The organism is Pseudomonas macauensis (assembly GCF_047902425.1).
Lineage (GTDB): Bacteria > Pseudomonadota > Gammaproteobacteria > Pseudomonadales > Pseudomonadaceae > Pseudomonas.
In genome coordinates, this window is sequence record NZ_CP138377.1 from 1,820,931 (window position 1) to 1,840,405 (window position 19,475).

Sequence of the window (19,475 nt, forward strand, 5' to 3'; positions counted from 1 at the left end):
CCTATCGTCATCCCCGCCAAGGTGGGGACCCAGAAAACGCCAAGGAGCTCCACATGTTCAAACGTCTTGCCCTCGCTGCCGCCGTGGTTGCCGGTTTCGCCGCACAGGCCCACGCCGCCGACACCGAACTGACCGTCTACACCGCCCTGGAACCGGAACAGCTGACCGCCTACAAGCAGGCCTTCGAAGCCGAGAACCCGGACATCAAGATCAAGTGGGTACGCGACTCCACCGGCATCGTCACCGCCAAGCTGCTGGCCGAGAAGGACCGTCCGCAGGCCGACGCAGTGTGGGGCCTGGCCGCGTCCAGCCTGGCCATCCTCGATGCGCAGGGCATGTTGGAGAAGTACGCGCCCAAGCACCTGGGCGCCATCGGCAAGAACTACCGTGACCCGGCCGACCCGCCGGCCTGGGTGGGCATGGACGTGTGGGCCGCCACCATCTGCTTCAACACCGTGGAAGCCGAGAAACTCGGCCTGGAAAAACCCATCAGTTGGCAGGACCTGACCAAGCCGGAATACAAGGGCAAGATCGTCATGCCGAACCCGGCGTCCTCCGGCACCGGCTTCCTCGACGTCTCCGCCTGGCTGCAGACCTTCGGCGAGAAGCAGGGCTGGGCCTACATGGACGCCCTGCACGAGAACATCGGCCAGTACGTCCACTCCGGCTCCAAGCCGTGCAAGCTGGCCGCCGCTGGCGAGTTCCCGATCGGCATTTCCTTCGAGTACCCGGCCGTGCAGCTGAAGCGCCAGGGCGCGCCGCTGGACATCGTCCTGCCGAAAGAGGGCCTGGGTTGGGAAATCGAGGCCACCGGCATCATCAAAGGCACCCAGCATGAAGACGCGGCGAAGAAACTCGCCGACTTCTCCGCCAGCCCCAAGGCCATGGAGCTGTACAAGGAAAACTTCGCCGTGCTGGCCCAGCCGGGCATCGCCAAGCCGCAGACCGAGCTGCCGGCCGACTACGAGCAGCGTCTGATCAAGAACGACTTCGCCTGGGCCTCGAAGAGCCGCGACGAGATCCTCGCCGAATGGCGCAAGCGCTACGACGGCAAGTCGGAGAAGGTCGCGCAGAAGTAAGGTCCGGCGCTGGCGGCTCCCTCTCCCCAACCCTCTCCCTGAAGGGAGAGGGGGCTGTTCGGTGTGCTGGTTCGGTTTCAGCGTCTGCCTGTGCCTTTGATGGTTTCAGGATGAACTCAGGGTTTCTCTTCGCAGAGGAGAGCTCCCTCTCCCTTCAGGGAGAGGGCGGGGGAGAGGGGCTCTTCGCCACGCAGGAAATATCCCCATGACCCACACCCACTGCGACGTCGCCATCGTCGGCGCCGGCATCCTCGGCCTTTCCCACGCGTACGCCGCCGCCCGCCGCGGCCTCTCCGTACGCGTCTTCGAGCGCACCGCCACGCCCCTGGGCGCCTCGGTGCGCAACTTCGGCCAGGCACTGGTTACCGGCCAGCCGCCGGGCGTGATGTCGGACCTGGCGCGCGCCAGTCGGCCGATCTGGGCGCAGTGGGCAGAGAGCGCCGGTTTCTCCCTGCGGCGCAATGGTTCGTTGCTGTTCGCCCGCAGCGAAGCCGAGGAGCATCTGCTGGAAGCCTTCTGCACCGGCCGCGCCAGGGAGCTGGATTACCGCGTAGCCCTGCTGCGCGGCAGTGAGCTGAACGACCTCTACCAGGGCCATTTCCGCCACCATCGCGCCGCGCTGCTGGGCTTCGACGACCAACAGCTGTATTCCCGCGAGGCGCTGCCGAGCCTGATCGACTACCTGCGCCGCGAGCACGGCGTGCAGTTCCATTTCTCCACCCTGGTGCGTGACGTCGACACCGGCGTGCTGCGCACCACGGCGGGCAGCTTCACCGCGAGGCAGGTGATCGTCTGCTCCGGGCATGACTACCAGACGCTGTTGGCCGAGGTCATCGCACCGCTGCAGCCGCAGGTGTGCCGCCTGCAGATGCTGCGTGTCCGCCCGCAGGTCGACTTCGGTCTCGCCCACTCGATCCTTACCGGCCTGAGCTGCGTGCATTATGGTGCCTTCTCCGACCTGCCCGAGGCCGAGGCGGTGCGCGAGCAGATTCGCCGCGAGACGCCGGAGCTGGAAGAGCAGGGCATTCACCTGCTGGTCAGCCCGACGCCCCATGGCGAGCTGATCATCGGCGACTCCCACCACTACGGCAACGACGCGGCGCCGTTCAATGCCGAGGCCGTGGACAAACTCATGCTGCAGCTGGCCGAGGACACCCTGGGCATGCGCGTGGACGTGGTCGAGCGTTGGCAGGGCGTTTACGGTTCGCGCGGACCGGGGCCGTTCTCGGTGCTGCAGGCCGCCGACGGGATTACCGCCGTGCTGATGCATACCGGCGTGGGCATGAGCATCGGCCCGGCGCTGGGCGAGCGCACTGTCGCGGCGCTGTTTGGCTGAGGCCTGTCACATGGCTGTCATCCGTCGTTCATGGGCCTCTGATAACACCAGAGGGCGGGCGTGATCTGCTCTTCGTAGGAGCGAGCTTGCTCGCGAACAGTCCGTGCCGTGCGGGTTCGCGAGCAAACTCGCTCCTGCAAGGCCGGTTCAAGTCCGCAGCACGGTCTCAAGAATCGCAGTCCCATGAACCACAGCATCGTCCAGAGTCACCAGGATTCCGACCTGTTCGGCCTGCTTTATGGCTTCAGCTTCCGCCCTGGCCAGCCCGGCCTGGAAATCGACTCGCCCACCGCGCTGCAGCGCCTGCGGGAGCCGCGCACCGAGGATGAGTTCCTCTGGCTGCACCTGAACCTGGCGCACGCGGCCTGCGAGCGCTGGATGAAGTCGCACCTGGAGCTGCCCGACTACTTCTTCGAGACCCTGCGCGAAGGCTCGCGCTCCACCCGCATCGAGCATGTCGACGGCGCGCTGCTGGCGGTAGTCAACGACGTGGTGTTCGACTTCGGCAGCCGCATGTCCTCGGATGTCTCCACCCTGTGGGTCTGCGCCCGCGGCCGCTTGCTGGTGACCGCCCGCGCCCAGCCGCTGCGCTCGGTCGATACCCTGCGTTCCTCGGTCAAGCACGGCGAAAGCTTCCGCTCTCCGCTGGAGCTGCTGGTGCATCTGCTGCGCGACCAGGGCGATATCCTCACCCGCATCCTGCGCGAGACCAGCATCAGCGTGGACCGCATCGAGGACCAGTTGCTGTCGGCGCGCCTGTCCGACAACCGCGCCGACCTGGGCGCCATGCGCCGCGTGCTGGTGCGCCTGCAGCGCCTGCTGGCGCTGGAGCCGGGCTCGCTGATGCGCCTGCTCAACCGCCCGCCGGTATGGCTGAAAGACGACGACGTGCGCGTGCTGCGCGAGGCCACCGAGGAATTCTCCCTGGTGATCAACGACCTCACCGCCCTGGGCGAGCGCATCAAGCTGTTGCAGGAAGAGATCGCCGCCAAGCTCAACGAGCAGAGCAACCGCACCCTGTTCACCCTCACCGTGGTCACGGTGCTGGCGCTGCCGATCAACATCATCGCCGGCTTCTTCGGCATGAACGTCGGCGGCATTCCGTTCTCCAGCGATCCGGAAGGGTTCTGGATTCTCGTCGTGCTGGTGGCCAGCTTCACCGGGCTGGCCGGGCGCTGGGCGTTTCGCAAGCGGGATGATTATTGAGACAAGGTTGCCTGAAACCTAGGGCGCATGACGCTCCGCGTCATACGCCGATTGGCCATGAGCACCTGCTTGCTCGGGGGCGGATAAGGAGCATTTGCCCGGTTCGTGTATGGCGCGGGCGATGCGGCGTACAACCGCGAGCGGTTGTACGCCCTACGTTACTGCTGGCAGCGGCGATCCCGGGGGACACACCGGCTTCACCTGTAGGAGCGGGCTTGCTCGCGAATGAGCAGGCAGCGAGGCAGGTTCGCGAGCAAGCTCGCTCCTACAAGGTTGGGCTCCCCTTGGCGATTTTTCCCGTAGGAAATTCCCTTCTCCGTACCGCTTGAAATATCGAACGCGTGGTGCGTATTTTGTACAGGCGGCGCACCGTGCGCGGCCTCCTGTTACAAAGACGAAGTACAAGGATAAGAAGTCATGAGTAGCGATCTACGCAGCCCGCTCGCCGAGCGCCTGGCTGGAGTCGAAGAGATCGAGTGCGTCACCCCCGACCTCAACGGGGTGCCGCGTGGCAAGGTGATGACCGGGGAAGGATTCCTCACCGGCCGCCGCCTGCAGCTGGCGCGTGGTGTCCTGCTGCAGTGCATCATGGGCGGTTACCCGCCTGCGAGATTCTACGGCAGCGATGATGGCGACCTCGCCCTGGTCGCCGAGCCGACCCAGATCCATCGCCTGCCCTGGAGCGACGAGCCCCGCGCCTTTGCCATCTGCGACGCGGTCGAGCTCGACGGCCAGCCCTCCGGCCTGTCCACCCGCGGCCTGCTCAAGCGGGTGCTGGCGCGCTACGCCGAGCGCGGCTGGAGCCCGGTGGTGGCCACCGAGCTCGAATTCTTCGTCTTCGCTCCCAATCCCGACGCCAACGAGCCCTTCCAGGCTCCGCTCGGCCCGGACGGCCGCCGCGAGATCGGCCACTCGGCCTTCAGCGTATCCTCCAACAACGGCCTGCGTCCGTTCTTCCAGGACGTCTACCGCTGCATGGCGGCGGTGGGGCTGGAGCGCGACACCTTCATGCACGAGATGGGCACCAGCCAGTTCGAGATCAACTTCCTGCACGGCGACCCGGTGCTGCTGGCCGACCAGACCTTCCTGTTCAAGCACCTGCTCAAGGAGGTCGCGCTCAAGCATGGCCTGATCGTGGTGTGCATGGCCAAGCCGCTGGCGAAGACGCCGGGCAGCTCGATGCACATCCACCAGAGCATCGTCGATGGCGAAGGCCGCAATATCTTCACCGACGCCAACGGCGAAGCCACGCCGGCCTTCCGCCATTTCATCGGCGGCCAGCAGGCGTGCCTGGCGGACTTCACCCTGCTATTCGCCCCGAACGTGAACTCCTTCCAGCGCCTGTGCCATCCTTACGCCTCGCCGAACAACGCCTGCTGGTCCTACGACAACCGCGCCGCCGGCCTGCGCATTCCGGCCAGCGCGCCGGTGGCCCGTCGCGTGGAGAACCGTCTGCCGGGCGCCGACGCCAACCCGTACCTGGCGATTGCCGCCAGCCTCGCCGCTGGCCTGCACGGCATCGAGCGTGAACTGGAGCCGACCGAGGCGATCCAGGGTGAGTTCGAGGTGCCCGAGGCACTGCTGCTGCCGTGCACGATGTACGACGCCCTGCAGCGCCTCAAGCGCAGCCAGCTGGCGCGCGAGGTGTTCGGCAACGAGTTCATCGATGGCTACACCGCGACCAAGTCGATGGAGCTGACCAGCTTCTTCGACGAAATCACCCCGTGGGAGCGCCGCGTGCTGGCCGCCCAGGCCTGATCGCTGCGCGGGCACGCCGACACAGTCGCGCCGAAACACCGGCGCGGCTGCGATCGGTGGGCATTTCTCCGACATCCTCGTGCATCCCGCCGCCATCCTTCAGGATGCCCGACGGCACGCGCCGCGACCCCCTCTGTTCCAGGCCCGGCAGGCCTCTCGACGCGCCCTCCGGCAGGCTCTAAGGTGTCACGGCAAGTCCCGCTTTCCGTCACCCGGGTGCCGTCCCGGGGTTGTTCTGGGCCAGGAGGTCCGATGCTCCGGATCGTCACCGCTTTTCGCGCTCTGTACTTCGCCGCCGTCATGCTCCTGACCGGTTCCGGTCTACTCAGTACCTACCTCGCTTTGCGCCTGGGCGCGGAGAAGGTCGATGGGCTGTGGATCGGCGCCATGATGGCGGCCTACTACCTTGGCCTGGTGCTGGGCGGCAAGATCGGCCACCGGCTGATCGCCCGCGTCGGCCACATCCGTGCCTACGTTGCCTGCGGCGGCTTGGTGACGGCGGCGGTGCTGGGCATCGGCCTGTTGCCCTGGCTCGGCTTCTGGCTGGTGCTGCGGACGGCCATCGGCCTGGGCATGATGTGCCAGTACATGGTCATCGAGAGCTGGCTCAACGAACAGGCGGAGGCGCGCCAGCGCGGCCTGGTGTTCGCCGGCTACATGGTGTCGTCCTACCTTGGCCTGGTGCTCGGCCAACTGGTGCTGGTGGTGCACCCGGGGCTGGGGCCGGAGCTGCCGATGATGATCGCGCTGTGCTTCGCCCTGTCGCTGATTCCGGTGGCGATCACCCACAAGGTCCACCCCGCGCCGCTGCGCCCGGCGCCGCTGGAACCGCGCTTCTTCCTCAAGCGGGTGCCGCAGTCGCTGACCACGGTGCTGGTGTCGGGCCTGGTGATCGGCGCCTTCTACGGCCTCGCGCCGCTCTATGCCTCGCGGCAGGGATTGAGCACCGAGCAGATCGGTCTGTTCATGGGCGGCTGCATCTTCGCCGGCCTCCTGGTGCAATGGCCGTTGGGCTGGCTGTCGGACCGCTATGACCGCGCCGTACTGATCCGCAACGCGGCGATTCTGCTGCTGCTCTTCGCCTTGCCGCTGGCGCTGCTGCCTATGTTGCCGTTGCCGGACCTGTCGTTGTCCCTGGCGCTGCTGTTGCCGATGGGCTTCCTGGTCTGCCTGGTGCAGTTCACCCTCTATCCGCTGGCGGTGGCGTTTTCCAACGACCACGTCGAGGGCGATCGCCGCGTATCGCTGACGGCGATACTGCTGGTGACCTTCGGCGTCGGCGCCTGTATCGGGCCGCTGGCGGCCGGCGCGCTGATGAAGCTGTTCGGCGCGAACATGCTCTACGCCTTCGTCTGCGCCTGCTCGCTGATCCTGATCTGGCGCGTGCAGCCGGAGAAGGTCAGTGGCGTGCACCGAGTCGACGAGGCGCCGGTCAAGCACGTGGCTACGCCGGACAGCCTGGCGTCCTCGCCGCTGTCGGCAGCGCTCGATCCACGGGTCGATGACCGCGCAGTGGAGATACAGATGAAGGGCGCCGACAGTTCGGTGGCGGCGCCTGAAGCGGAAGAGGAAAGCCGGCCCGCATAGGGCGGCCGCAAGGGAAGGGCGGCAAGCGCTTGCCGCCCAGGGCGAACTAGAACAGCTCGTCCTTCTCGAAGCGCCGGGCCTCGCGCTGCAACTGGTAGACGAAGCGATCGATATTGCGCTGGACCAGGCCGCTGACCTGCTGGAAGCGCAGGCCAGCGAAGCTGAAGCCGACCTTTTCCTCGAAGTGCACGTGGCGCAGTTCCACTTCCAGGGTGATGGCGCCGAAGGGCAGGCGGGCGGTGAAGCGCTCGTAGACCTGTCCCGGTTGCAGGCGGTCGCTGACGTTGCCGTCCAGGCGAACCTTGCATCCCGTGGCGGAAATATCGATCAGGTTGCCCTTGAGCGGGACCTTGAGCTTGTCGCCGGCGATTTCCACCGCCACCGGCTGGCTCTGGCTGACGCCGGCGCGGTAGGCATTGCGACGCTGGTGGTAGAGCACCTCGTCCGGCACCGGTAGCCAGTAGCAGCGGGCGCCGTCGATCTCGGCGAAATAGGCGTTCTGCTTCGATTCCCAGGCGATGCGCACCCCCTCGTGGAAAGCCTCGATGCGCAGCGGTTCGCCGTTCTGCAGGAAACGCTCGCCGTCGTTGGGGATCAGTTCGTCCAGGGCGATCAGGTTGCGCTCGCGATTGACCTCGACGACGAAACTCTGGAAGCGCTGGCTGCGGCCTTCGAAGGTGACCACCAGGGGATCGTGGCTGTCCATGAGCGTCCGCAGGCTGGCATGGATTTCCACCGGAGCCTTGAGCACTTTCGGTGGTTGAGGGCCGTTTTCCTCGACAAACAGGTTGGCCACGGTCCGCGGATCTCCATCTAGATTGTGTTTGTTATAGGTATGGCACGGGGCTATGCCGATGCTGGCATTGTGCCCAAAGGCGGGCCGTCAGGCCAGTGCTCAGGCCTGGCTGAGCGGACGCTGGCGGCTGCTCTGGGTCGAGCTGCCACGGCGGTCGTAGAGATTGGGGGTGTCCTGCCCACGCAGGATGTCGAGCAGGCGGCCGGTGCTGGCCTGGCCTGCACGGATGATCCGGCCGTTGCGCTGGTTGGCGTCCTGGCACTGGTCGAGCAGGGCGCCCAGTTCGTCGCCACGTACCAGCAGCTCGCCGTTGCCACTGCGCTGGGCGAATTGCTCGAGGCCCTGGCGATCCACGCTGACACCGGCCTGCTGCAGGGCGGCGGCGCGCTCGCGGCCGTTGCGTTCGAGCTGCTGCATCAACGGTACCTTGCGTTCCAGCAGCTGTTGCAGCTGCGCCAGATCACGCGCTTGCAGCGCCTGGTATTCGTCGTCGATCAACTGCAGCAGCTGTCGGGCTGCGTCGATGTCACCGTTGATCAGGGAGAGCAGGGCATCGGACATCTTGGGCTCGGCACTTTTGCTAGCGGGTCCCCGGCGCGACGCTCAGGTCAGCGCTGGGATTCGAAATCGAGCAGCTTGCTGGCGACTTTCTGACTGTCGACCTGGTAGCTGCCGTCGGCGATCGCCTGCTTGATGCGGGCCACTTTTTCCTTGTCGACCACGGGCTGGTCCTTCAGTTGATCGCTGACTTTCTGCAACTGCTGGGCGGTATCGCTGAGCTGTACCGATTCGCCGCTCTTGGCCGGGGCGGTGGTGGCGGCAGACTCGGCCGGGGCTTCGCTGCGACCGTTCTGCGCAGCCCCGCTACGGCCAGTGGTGGCTGGCGTAGAGGCCGGGTTCAGCCGGTTGAAGTCGATAACCATGTTGGAAACCTCTGGAGGTATTTGGACGCTTGCCAAGCTTTTCGGCCGGCTGGCGGAAAACTTTAGGCCGATTTTTTGCGCACCTGAGCACAGTTTAGTGAAGGCTGCGCCCATCATGCCAGACTCGGCGGACTACAGGCTGACTTCGACGGCGCCGGGCTCCACCACACGTGCCTTGACGATACGCTGCGAGCGCAGGTTGCGCACGCGGATCTGCTGTCCGGGCACGCCGTCGGACAGCGCCTCGCCGGGCATCACCACGTTGATGGCGCTGGTGCGCGCGCGGATCACCACCTGGTCTCCCTTGCGGATCGCCTCGGCCTGTTCGAGGAAGACCGGCGCAAGCACCTGGTCGTTCACCGTGGCGCGCTTGAGCTTGAGGCCGATCACCCGCTGCGGGTCGGTCAGGTAGCCCTGGGTCAGCGGACCGACGTCGCGTTCCACCATGGAGATGTCGGCGGCGTCGATGACGTGGTCGCGCTTGAGCGGCTGGGTGGTGACGACGACCTGGCGGAACAGTTTCACCGTGGCCGGCACGAACACCGTCCAGGGCGAGCTGCCGTCGCAGCGCACCCGCACTGTGACGCGCCCGACCGGCTGCGCCGGGCTTTCCAGGGCTTGCGTCAAGTCCTTGTCGCACTGCGCCAGGCGCAGACGGGGATCGATGCGCGCCACTTCGATTTCATAGCGCGCTTCAATTCCGCTGCTCTGCAGATAATCTTCGACTTTGAATTCAAGAAAGCCCTGGGTCGAGCCGATAAGGATTTCAGGCGCGGTGAAGGCGTCGGCCCGCGTGGAGCCGGCACTGAGCGCAGCGCACACACCGAGCAGGGCGGCCATGAGGTCGCGCGCGCTTCGGAGCTGTCGGAAAAATGTCGTTGCCTGTTTCATGCAACGGGTTAAGCAATGGTCGTGCCGCCTGCCAGGTCAGGCGGCGTTGCGTGCAGGGGAGGCTCAATGGCCGGAGTCATGGATTCAGTCAACCAGCGGACGCAGCTGGTCGGCCAGAATCGTCTCGAGCTGCTGCTGTTCCGGCTGAACGGCAGCCAGTTGTACGGGATCAACGTGTTCAAGGTGAAAGAGGTACTGCAGTGCCCGCGCCTGACCGTGATGCCCAAGTCCAGCCAGGTGGTGCGCGGAGTGGCGAACATCCGCGGCGGCACCATTCCGATTCTCGATCTGTCGCTGGCCACCGGGCGCCAGGGGCTGCGCGACATCGGCAACAGTTTCGTGATCATCACCGAGTACAACACCAAGGTGCAGGGCTTCCTGGTGCATTCGGTGGAACGCATCGTCAACATGAACTGGGAGTCGATCCATCCGCCACCCAAGGGCACCGGCCGCGACCACTACCTGACGGCGGTCACCCGGGTCGACAACCAACTGGTGGAAATCATCGACGTGGAGAAGATCCTCGCCGAGGTGGCGCCAACCCCCGAGGATATCTCCGAGGGCGTGCTGGATGCCGAGACCCAGGCCCGCGCGGTGAGCAAGCGCGTGCTGGTGGTGGACGACTCCTCGGTGGCGCGCAAGCAGCTGGTGCGTTGCCTGGAAACCGTCGGCGTCGAGGTGCTGGCGCTGGGCGACGGCCGCCAGGCGCTGGACTACCTGCGGCAGATGGTGGAGGCGGGCGGTCATCCGGGCAGCGACCTGCTGATGGTGATCTCGGACATCGAGATGCCGGAAATGGACGGTTACACGCTCACGGCGGAAATCCGTCACGACCCGCGCATGCAGGACCTGCATATTCTCCTGCATACTTCGCTGTCCGGGGTGTTCAACCAGGCCATGGTGAAGAAGGTCGGCGCTGACGACTTCCTCGCCAAGTTCCGTCCCGATGACCTGGCCGCCCGCGTGGCGGAGCGGATCAAGGCGGTGGATGGCACGGCGGCCTGAGTCCGCGAATTGAATCGAGCGGTGCCGGTGCCGCTCGGGGCCAAGGATTCGGCTATGGTTTTTTGAGCACCGGTCAGGCGTTTGCCGTCGTGTCGACGGCAAACGTCCATGAGTGAAGAGGTCTATCTGTGACATCCACCAATACTGAATTCGAGCTGTTCCGGGATTTCCTGGAGAAGACCTGCGGCATCCTCCTGGGCGCCAACAAGCAATACCTGGTCTCCAGCCGCTTGAACAAGTTGATGGAGCAGCAGGGCATCAAGTCCCTCGGCGAGCTGGTACAGAAGGTCCAGGCCCGCAGCCAGCTGCGCGAGCAGGTGGTGGATGCGATGACCACCAACGAAACCCTGTGGTTTCGCGATACCTATCCCTTCGAGGTGCTGAAGAACCGGGTGCTGCCGGAGATGATCAAGGCATCGCCCGGACAACGTTTGCGCATCTGGTCGGCGGCCTGTTCTTCGGGGCAGGAGCCTTACTCGCTGTCGATGTCCATCGACGAGTTCGAGCGCACCAACCTCGGCCAGCTCAAGGCGGGTGTACAGATCGTCGCCACTGACCTGTCCGGCTCCATGCTCACCGCGTGCAAGGCCGGCGAGTACGACAGCCTGGCGATCGGCCGTGGGCTGTCGCAGGATCGCCTGGTCCGCTACTTCGACCAGAAGACGCCGGGACGCTGGACGGTCAAGCCGGCGATCAAGAGCCGCGTGGAGTTCCGGGCACTGAACCTGCTGGACAGCTACGCCACGCTCGGCAAGTTCGACATGGTGTTCTGCCGCAACGTGCTCATCTATTTCTCCGCCGAGGTGAAGCGCGACATCCTGTTGCGTATCCATGCGACGTTGAAACCGGGTGGTTATCTGTTCCTCGGCGCGTCCGAGGCACTCAATGCGTTGCCGGATCATTACCAGATGGTTCAGTGCAGTCCGGGGATCATCTACAAGGCCAAGTAATTGGTCTTTTCCGCTGCTGGACTGAGGGCATTCTCTGTTCGCGGTGTTCCGGCCCTTCTTCGGGCGTATAACGTTTAATGCGTTATACGCCGTCTTGTTCGGTGTTTCTGCGCCGCAGCGGCGTGTGTTGGGAGATTTTGTTTCGCCCCCTCGGGCGACCTACTTTGGCAAATGCCCCAAAGTAGGCAAAGGTCTCGTCCCGGCATCCGGGTCTTCGCTTCGCTCAGACTTCCCTCCTTCCGGTATCGCTCCGAGGGTCGGCGTAAAGGGCCGTCCCTGGCCCTTTACGCCTCTCGCGGCATCCATGCCGCTCGCCCCTCTGCGCAATACCTACACTCGGCCTCCTGACGGGACTCTGCGCGCGCCTGGGACTTTGGCTGCTTCATGCTGGATTGCTCTTCGTAGTATGGCGTGGAGCGAAGCGATACCCATCACGGCGGATAACGCTGCGCGTTATTCGCCCTACAGGTGTTCATCCTTCGACGCGAGGGCAATAGCGAGCCTTTGCGGACAAAGTCCGCTCCTACGAAAAACGGTTTCCAGAAAAATCTCCGCGCACACCGGGGCGCCCCTTCAGGAGGCCGAGTGGAATCGGAGTTTCAGGGGTTGAGCGGCATGGATGCCGCGAGAGCGTCGTCGGGCCAGGGATGGCCCGTCGACGCGGGCCCCTGAAACTTCGATGGAGCGAGGGAATTTTTCGCCTAAGCGAAAAACCGGATGCAGGGGCAAGGCCTTTTGGTTCCTTTTGGGCCCCAAAAGGGACTCGCCCGAGGGGGCGAAACAAAATCTCTCAGTACACGCCGAAGCGGCGCAGAAATGCCCAACCCCACGCATCGCGGACGGAGTCCGCTCCTACGAAAAGCGACCGGGAGCGGCAATGATGGAAGAGCGCGGCAAGTTTGCCGCTTTATCCCCGGCGGCAAGGGAAACCGGTTGCCGCTTGCCGCTGTTTGCCGCCCTTTGCCGCTCCCGATTTTCTCTCAAGCCATTGAATTAAAAGGATATATAAATCTGGCACGCACCTTGCTGAAGTGTTGGCAAGCCCACACCGGCAAACAGGTTCGCGACCATGAGCATCAGCTTCGACAAAGCCCTCGGCATCCACCAGCAAGCACTGAGCTTCCGCTCCCAGCGCGCTGAAGTCCTGGCCAACAACCTGGCCAACGCCGACACGCCGAACTACAAGGCGCGCGACCTGGATTTCGCCTCGGTGCTGGCCGCCCAGTCCGACAAGCTCAAGAACGGCACCTTCAACGCTACCCGTACCAACGCGCACCACATCGCCGCCGAAGGCTTCGGCATGGGCGAGGATGCCCTCAAGTACCGCACGCCGTTCCAGCCCTCGATGGACCAGAACACCGTGGATGAGCAGATCGAGCAGTCCAACTACGCGGAAAACTCCGTGCAGTTCCAGGCCTCGTTCACCTTCCTCAACAACAAGTTCAAAGGGCTGATGAACGCCCTGCGCGGGGAGTAATCGCCATGTCGCTTGCCAGTGTCTTCAACATCGCCGGTACCGGCATGAGTGCCCAGACCACCCGTCTGAACACCACTGCCTCGAACATCGCCAACGCCGAGACCGTTTCTTCCAGCGTCGACCAGACCTACCGCGCCCGCCATCCGGTGTTCGCCACCATGTTCCAGCAGGCCCAGGGCGGCGACCAGGGTTCGCTGTTCGGCGACACCGACCATGCCGGTTCCGGCGTACAGGTGCTGGGCGTGGTCGAGGACAAGAGATCGTTGATCCCGCGTTACGAGCCCAATCACCCGGCCGCCGACAAGGACGGCTACGTGTACTACCCGAACGTCAACGTGGTGGAAGAGATGGCCGACATGATCTCCGCCAGCCGCGCGTTCCAGACCAACGCGGAAATGATGAACACCGCCAAGCAGATGATGCAGAAGGTCCTGACCCTGGGTCAGTAAGCGCTGAGGAAGCACGATGAGCATCGATAACAGCAGCATCAACGGCGCCAACTCCGTACTGGACCAGTACTCGGTCAAGAAGGAGAGCAGCGGCACCACCGGCAAGAACAACCTTGGCAAGGACGAGTTCCTCAAGTTGCTGGTGGCGCAGATGAACAACCAGGACCCGATGTCGCCGCAGGAAAACGGCGAATTCATTGCCCAGCTGGCGCAGTTCAGCACCGTGGAAGGCATCCAGTCGCTGAACTCGAGCATGGACAGCATGCTCTCCAACTACCAGTCGTCCCAGGCCCTGCAAGCCTCGTCCCTGGTAGGGCGCAAGGTCATCGTGCCGACCGACAAGTCGATGGTCGATACCGCCGAGACCTTCAAGGGCACCTACACGCTGCCGGTTTCCACGGCCAACAGCTGGGTCAACGTCTACGACGACAAGGGCACCCTGGTGAACCGCGTCGAGATGGGCCAGCAGACCGCCGGCAACGTCAACTTCATGTGGGACGGCAAGGATTCGAGCGGCAATCTCATGCCGCCGGGGCGCTACAAGTTCGAGGCGCAGACCAACTACGAAGGCAAGACCTACGCCCTGACCACTTTCCTGCCGGCCAACGTCGACAGCGTGACCCTCGGGCAGAACGGCGGCGAGCTGACCCTGAACCTCGCGGGGCTCGGCAGCATCGGCCTTTCCAAAGTGCAGATCATCGGTCAGTAACCTGCCGCTGGCGGGCTTTTCGCCCGACCGAACAGATTCGTCGGCGATACCGACAAGGAGATAAAGATGTCTTTCAATATCGGGCTCAGCGGTATCAAGGCCGCCTCCAGTGACCTGAATACCACCGGCAACAACATCGCCAACGCCAGCACCGTCGGCTTCAAGCAGTCGCGCTCGGAGTTCTCCGATGTGTATGCCGCCTCCGTGCTGGGTTCCGGCAGCAACCCGGTCGGCAGCGGTGTGCTGCTGTCCAACGTTTCGCAGCTGTTCAACCAGGGCACCATCGATTCCACGCAGAACGCGCTGGACATGGCCATCAACGGCAACGGCTTCTTCGTTACCAGCAACAATGGTGCGGTGAGCTATACCCGTGCCGGTTACTTCGGTACCGACAAGAACGGCTACGTGGTGGACAACAACGGCTACCGCCTGCAGGGCTATGCGGTGAATGCCCAGGGCCAGCTGCAGAACGGCGTGGTCGGTGATCTGCACATCGAAACCGGCAACCAGGCGCCGAAGGCCACCAGCCAGATCGACCAGACCTTCAACCTGAACTCCACCAACACCACGCCGACGGTCACCCCGTTCAACCCCAACGACCCGACCACCTATAACTCGTCCACTTCGGTGAACATCTACGACAGCCAGGGCAACGCCCACGTGCTGACCCAGTACTTCACCAAGACCGGCCCCAACGACTGGACCATGAACGTGCTGGTGGATGGCCGTAACCCGGCCAATCCGACCGACGACACCACGGCCATCAGCGCTGCCACCACGGCGGCCGGTGTTGCCGGGGCGACGGCGGCGGATGTCTCCAATGCCGTGGCGGCCTCCACCGCAACGCCCGCCGCCAAGGCCGCTGCCGCTGCCGCCGCTGCGGCGGCCGGCGCGACTCCGGCCAGCGTGCTGGCTGCCGTCAGTGGGATGGGTAGCAGTCCGTACCAGGTCAACCTGAACTTCAGCGCAGCGGGCCAGCTGCTGACCCAGACCCCGGTGAACAACGGCACTGGCAATGCCTTCTCGGTGAATCCCACCGACGGCACACTGGTCATGGGTGACTGGGTTCCGGCCATCTCCGACGGCAAGACCCCGCCGACCTGGAGCGCCAACGGCGCCACCGCCAACGCCGGCGGCGTCACCCTGGACATCCGCAAGTCCACCCAGTACGCCACCGCCTTCGCGGTGAACAGCGTCAACCAGGACGGCTACACCACCGGCCAGCTCTCGGGTCTGGAGATCGATGACCAGGGCAACATCTTCGCCCGCTACACCAACGGCCAGTCCAAGGTGCAAGGGCAGGTGGTGCTGGCGAACTTCGCCAACGTCCAGGGCCTGACCCCGATCGGCAAGACCTCCTGGGTGCAGTCCTCGGAGTCCGGCGAGCCGGTGATCGGCACCCCGCGCTCGGGCACCCTCGGCGCGTTGCAGTCCGGCTCCCTGGAGGCTTCCAACGTCGATCTGTCCAGCGAGCTGGTGGACCTGATCGTCGCCCAGCGCAACTACCAGGCCAACGCCAAGACCATCCAGACCGAGGATGCGGTCACCCAGACCATCATCAACCTGCGGTAAGGAATCGCCCCTACAGAAAAGCCCAGGCGGCAAATCCCCCTTGCCGGTGGCGGCAGACCATCGCCGCCGGCGGCTTCGAAAGGCTCCTTCGGGAGCCTTTTATTTTTTAAAATCCTTTTATATCAGTGCTTTGGGTGTGAATTTCGATTCTGGCACGCCCCTTGCTGAATAGCCTCCAAGACACCCGCGACCGGCAATCGCCGCGGGCCTGGAGGATTCGATGGACAAGATGCTGTACGTCTCGATGAGCGGAGCGAGCCAGAACACCCTGGCGATGCGCGCTCACGCCAACAACCTGGCGAACATCTCCACCAACGGCTTCCGCCGTGACTTCGAGCAGGCGCGCTCGATGCAGGTGTTCGGCGACAGTTTCCCGGCGCGGGTCTACGCCATGACCGAGCGTCCGGCTACCGACTTCACCCCCGGCAGCCTGCAGGAAACCGGCCGCGACCTCGACGTCGCCGCCAAGGGCGATGCGTGGATCGCCGTGCAGGCGCCCGACGGTGGTGAAGCCTATGTCCGCACCGGCAGCCTGGAGATCGACGCCCTCGGCCAACTGCGCACCGGCGACGGTTTGCCGGTGATCGGCAATGGCGGGCCGATTGCCGTGCCGCCGCAGGAAAAGATCGACATCGGCGAAGACGGCACCATCAGCATCCGCGGTCTGGGCGACAGCCCCAGCGTGGTGGCCGAGGTGGACCGCATCAAGCTGGTCACCCCGGACCCGAAGAAGCTGGAGAAGGGCCTCGACGGCCTGGTGCGCATCAAGCAGGAGCCAGGGCAGCCGGCGCCGCAGGCCGATGCCAACGCCAAGATCGAATCCGGCTTCCTCGAAGCGAGCAACGTCAATGCGGTGGAGGAGATGACTTCGATCCTCTCGCTGTCCCGCCAGTTCGAGCTCCACGTCAAGATGATGCGCACCGCCGAAGACGATTCGGCGGCCATGGCGCGGGTTTTGCAATTTAGCTAATCACCAGATCGAGGCGCCATGAATCCGGCGCCCGAGGAGAACGACGATGCTTTCGGCACTGTGGGTCAGCAAGACGGGGCTTTCGGCCCAGGACATGAACCTGACCACCATTTCCAACAACCTGGCGAACGTTTCGACCACGGGCTTCAAGCGCGACCGCGCGGAGTTCCAGGACCTGCTGTACCAGATCAAACGTCAGCCCGGCGCCAACTCCACCCAGGACAGCCAGTTGCCCTCCGGCCTGCAGCTGGGCACCGGTGTGCGCATCGTCGGCACCCAGAAGAACTTCACCGAAGGCAGCCTGCAGACCACCGACCAGCCGCTGGACATGGCGCTCAACGGTCGCGGCTTCTTCCAGGTACTGATGCCCGACGGCACCGTCGGCTACACCCGTGACGGCAGCTTCCACCTGAACTCCGACGGCCAGATCGTCACCGCCAACGGTTACGCGCTGGAGCCGGCCGTGGTCGTGCCCAACGAGACCCAGACCTTCACCGTCGGCCAGGACGGCACCGTCTCGGTGACCACCCCGGCCAACCCGCAGCCGCAGATCATCGGCAACATCCAGACCGCCGACTTCGTCAACCCGGCCGGCCTGCAGGCGATTGGCAACAACCTGTTCCTGGAAACCGGCTCCAGCGGCGCGCCGCAGGTCGGCACGCCGGGCCTGAACGGCCTGGGCACCGTGCAGCAGAACACCCTGGAAAACTCCAACGTCAATGTGGTCGAGGAGCTGGTGAACATGATCACCACCCAGCGCGCCTATGAGATGAACTCCAAGGTCATCTCCACCGCCGACCAGATGCTGTCGTTCGTGACCCAGAACTTGTAGTGAATGACGGAGCCCCCGGGCTCTGGTGAAACCGTAGTCGCTCTCCCCGAGAGGTAGCTGTAAATGAACCGTTCCCACCTTCTTCCGCTGCTGGCCATCGCCGCGCTGGCCGGGTGCGTCAGTCCTCCGCCGAAACCGGATGACCCCTATTACGCCCCGGTGATGCCGCGCACCCCGATTCCCGCCGCGCAGAATAACGGTTCGATCTACCAGAGCGGTTTCGACAACAACCTCTATGGCGACCGCAAGGCCTTCCGCGTGGGTGACATCATCACCATCACCCTCAACGAGAAGACCCAGGCCAGCAAGAAGGCCAACTCGGACATTTCCAAGGACAGCAAGACCAAGCTCGGCCTGACCTCGATGTTCGGCAGCGGCCTGACCACCGACAACCCCATCGGCGGCGGCGACCTCAGCCTGAGCGCCGAGTACGGTGGCTCTCGCGATGCCAAGGGCGACAGCCAGGCAGGGCAGAGCAACAGCCTGACCGGTTCGGTCACCGTCACCGTGGCCGAAGTCATGCCCAACGGCATCCTCGCCGTGCGCGGCGAGAAGTGGATGACCCTGAACACCGGCAACGAGCTGGTGCGCATCGCCGGCCTGATCCGCGCCGACGACATCGCCACCGACAACACCGTGTCCTCCACCCGCGTGGCCGATGCGCGCATCACCTACTCGGGCACCGGTGCGTTCGCCGATGCGAGCCAGCCGGGCTGGTTCGATCGCTTCTTCCTCAGCCCGCTGTTCCCGTTCTGAGCAGGGTGAATGTCATGGCCATTGTAGGAGCGAGCTTGCTCGCGAAATTCTCTGCTAAAGGTGTTCGCGAGCAAGCTCGCTCCTACATCTTCCTGATGCTCTGCGCGTTGCTGATGATTCCGGCCGCCCACGCCGAGCGCCTGAAGGACATCGCCACCATCCAGGGCGTGCGCAGCAACCAGCTGATCGGCTACGGCCTGGTCGTGGGCCTCGACGGCAGCGGCGACCAGACCACCCAGACGCCCTTCACCCTGCAGACCTTCAACAACATGCTGGCGCAGTTCGGCATCAAGGTGCCGGCCAACGTCGGCAACGTGCAGCTCAAGAACGTCGCCGCGGTGTCGGTGCACGCCGACCTGCCGGCCTTCGCCAAGCCGGGCCAGACCATCGACATCACCGTCTCCTCCATCGGCAACGCCAAGAGCCTGCGCGGCGGCAGCCTGCTGATGACCCAGCTCAAGGGCATCGACGGCCAGACCTACGCCGTGGCCCAGGGCAACCTGGTGGTCGGCGGCTTTGACGCCGAGGGTCGCGATGGCTCGAAGATCACCGTCAACGTCCCCTCGGCTGGCCGCATCCCGGCTGGCGCCACCGTGGAGCGCGCGGTGCCGAGCGGCTTCGACCAGGGCAACAGCCTGACCCTGAACCTCAACCGCCCGGACTTCACCACCGCCAAGCACATCGTCGATCGCATCAACGAACTGCTCGGCCCGGGTGTCGCCCAGGCCATCGACGGCGGCTCGGTACGGGTCAGCGCGCCGCTGGACCCGAACCAGCGCGTGGACTACATGTCGGTCCTGGAAAACCTCGACGTGCAGGCCGGCGAAGCGGTGGCCAAGGTCATCATCAACTCGCGCACCGGCACCATCGTGATCGGCCAGAACGTGCGAGTGTCGCCGGCCGCCGTGACCCACGGCAGCCTCACCGTGACCATCACCGAAGACCCGATCGTCAGCCAGCCCGGCCCGTTCTCCAACGGCCAGACCGCCGTGGTGCCGCGCTCGCGGGTGAACGCCGACCAGGAAGCCAAGCCGATGTTCAAGTTCGGCCCGGGCACCACGCTGGATGAAATCGTCCGCGCCGTTAACCAGGTGGGCGCCGCGCCCAGCGACCTGATGGCGATCCTCGAAGCCCTGAAACAGGCCGGCGCGCTGCAGGCCGACCTGATCGTGATCTGAG

General features: G+C 64.7%; 19 protein-coding genes. 15 read left to right on the top strand and 4 right to left on the bottom strand.

The genetic code is table 11. The features are described 5' to 3' along the window. Positions 1 to 53: 53 nt before the first annotated feature. From SD196_RS08700 to SD196_RS08720, 5 genes are all read left to right on the top strand, one after another. Positions 54 to 1,079 (top strand): putative 2-aminoethylphosphonate ABC transporter substrate-binding protein, encoded by a 1,026-nt coding sequence (locus tag SD196_RS08700; protein ID WP_416311264.1) that lies wholly within the window; start codon positions 54 to 56, stop codon positions 1,077 to 1,079. Positions 1,080 to 1,284: 205 nt separating this feature from the next. Beyond that, positions 1,285 to 2,415 (top strand): TIGR03364 family FAD-dependent oxidoreductase, encoded by a 1,131-nt coding sequence (locus SD196_RS08705; protein WP_416311265.1) that lies wholly within the window; start codon positions 1,285 to 1,287, stop codon positions 2,413 to 2,415. 183 nt (positions 2,416 to 2,598) lie between these two features. Beyond that, positions 2,599 to 3,621, top strand: a complete 1,023-nt coding sequence (locus tag SD196_RS08710) for a transporter (RefSeq protein WP_275607978.1) — start codon at positions 2,599 to 2,601, stop codon at positions 3,619 to 3,621. Between the two features lie 519 nt (positions 3,622 to 4,140). Further along, a complete protein-coding gene (locus tag SD196_RS08715) occupies positions 4,141 to 5,379 on the top strand; it encodes a glutamine synthetase family protein (RefSeq protein ID WP_331317357.1) in 1,239 nt (412 codons plus the stop codon). Positions 5,380 to 5,631: 252 nt separating this feature from the next. Next, positions 5,632 to 6,966, top strand: a complete 1,335-nt coding sequence (locus tag SD196_RS08720) for an MFS transporter (RefSeq protein ID WP_416311266.1) — start codon at positions 5,632 to 5,634, stop codon at positions 6,964 to 6,966. Positions 6,967 to 7,012: 46 nt separating this feature from the next. Here SD196_RS08720 and SD196_RS08725 read toward each other — a convergent pair whose 3' ends face one another. The 4 genes from SD196_RS08725 to flgA all read right to left on the bottom strand — a co-directional run bounded on the left by SD196_RS08725 (position 7,013) and on the right by flgA (position 9,525). After that, positions 7,013 to 7,762, bottom strand: coding sequence for a flagellar brake protein (locus SD196_RS08725; RefSeq protein WP_343577927.1), 750 nt, complete (start codon positions 7,760 to 7,762; stop codon positions 7,013 to 7,015). Between the two features lie 99 nt (positions 7,763 to 7,861). Next, positions 7,862 to 8,323: a flagella synthesis protein FlgN gene (locus SD196_RS08730; RefSeq protein ID WP_275607975.1), complete on the bottom strand. Its 462-nt coding sequence runs from the start codon at positions 8,321 to 8,323 to the stop codon at positions 7,862 to 7,864. Positions 8,324 to 8,370: 47 nt separating this feature from the next. Further along, complete coding sequence (flgM, locus tag SD196_RS08735) at positions 8,371 to 8,685, bottom strand: flagellar biosynthesis anti-sigma factor FlgM (RefSeq protein WP_275607974.1); 315 nt, start codon at positions 8,683 to 8,685, stop codon at positions 8,371 to 8,373. A 132-nt stretch (positions 8,686 to 8,817) separates the two neighbouring features. Then, positions 8,818 to 9,525 carry a flagellar basal body P-ring formation chaperone FlgA gene (flgA, locus tag SD196_RS08740; protein ID WP_370601070.1) on the bottom strand — a complete coding sequence of 236 codons (708 nt, stop codon included), beginning with the start codon at positions 9,523 to 9,525 and terminating at the stop codon, positions 8,818 to 8,820. A gap of 117 nt (positions 9,526 to 9,642) precedes the next feature. Here flgA and SD196_RS08745 point away from each other — a divergent pair, with 117 nt between their 5' ends. The 10 genes from SD196_RS08745 to SD196_RS08790 all read left to right on the top strand — a co-directional run bounded on the left by SD196_RS08745 (position 9,643) and on the right by SD196_RS08790 (position 19,474). Further along, positions 9,643 to 10,581: a chemotaxis protein CheV gene (locus SD196_RS08745; RefSeq protein WP_275607972.1), complete on the top strand. Its 939-nt coding sequence runs from the start codon at positions 9,643 to 9,645 to the stop codon at positions 10,579 to 10,581. Positions 10,582 to 10,709: 128 nt separating this feature from the next. Next, the gene (gene cheR, locus SD196_RS08750; protein ID WP_275607971.1) at positions 10,710 to 11,531 is read left to right on the top strand and encodes a protein-glutamate O-methyltransferase CheR; all 822 of its coding nucleotides are present in this window, start codon (positions 10,710 to 10,712) and stop codon (positions 11,529 to 11,531) included. A gap of 1,069 nt (positions 11,532 to 12,600) precedes the next feature. Beyond that, positions 12,601 to 13,008, top strand: coding sequence for a flagellar basal body rod protein FlgB (gene flgB / locus SD196_RS08755; protein ID WP_275607970.1), 408 nt, complete (start codon positions 12,601 to 12,603; stop codon positions 13,006 to 13,008). A gap of 5 nt (positions 13,009 to 13,013) precedes the next feature. After that, a complete protein-coding gene (gene flgC, locus SD196_RS08760) occupies positions 13,014 to 13,457 on the top strand; it encodes a flagellar basal body rod protein FlgC (protein WP_416311267.1) in 444 nt (147 codons plus the stop codon). A gap of 16 nt (positions 13,458 to 13,473) precedes the next feature. Continuing rightward, entirely contained in the window at positions 13,474 to 14,166 is a 693-nt protein-coding gene (flgD, locus tag SD196_RS08765; protein WP_275607968.1) for a flagellar hook assembly protein FlgD, read from the top strand. Positions 14,167 to 14,232: 66 nt separating this feature from the next. Then, a complete protein-coding gene (locus tag SD196_RS08770; RefSeq protein WP_275607967.1) occupies positions 14,233 to 15,738 on the top strand; it encodes a flagellar hook protein FlgE in 1,506 nt (501 codons plus the stop codon). Between the two features lie 220 nt (positions 15,739 to 15,958). Further along, on the top strand, positions 15,959 to 16,708 hold the full coding sequence (locus tag SD196_RS08775) for a flagellar basal body rod protein FlgF (RefSeq protein WP_416311268.1): 750 nt from the start codon (positions 15,959 to 15,961) through the stop codon (positions 16,706 to 16,708). A gap of 46 nt (positions 16,709 to 16,754) precedes the next feature. After that, entirely contained in the window at positions 16,755 to 17,540 is a 786-nt protein-coding gene (flgG, locus tag SD196_RS08780; RefSeq protein ID WP_275607965.1) for a flagellar basal-body rod protein FlgG, read from the top strand. A 63-nt stretch (positions 17,541 to 17,603) separates the two neighbouring features. Then, on the top strand, positions 17,604 to 18,296 hold the full coding sequence (gene flgH, locus SD196_RS08785; protein ID WP_416311269.1) for a flagellar basal body L-ring protein FlgH: 693 nt from the start codon (positions 17,604 to 17,606) through the stop codon (positions 18,294 to 18,296). Positions 18,297 to 18,391: 95 nt separating this feature from the next. After that, positions 18,392 to 19,474: a flagellar basal body P-ring protein FlgI gene (locus SD196_RS08790; RefSeq protein ID WP_275611985.1), complete on the top strand. Its 1,083-nt coding sequence runs from the start codon at positions 18,392 to 18,394 to the stop codon at positions 19,472 to 19,474. The last annotated feature ends 1 nt before the right edge of the window (position 19,475 follow it).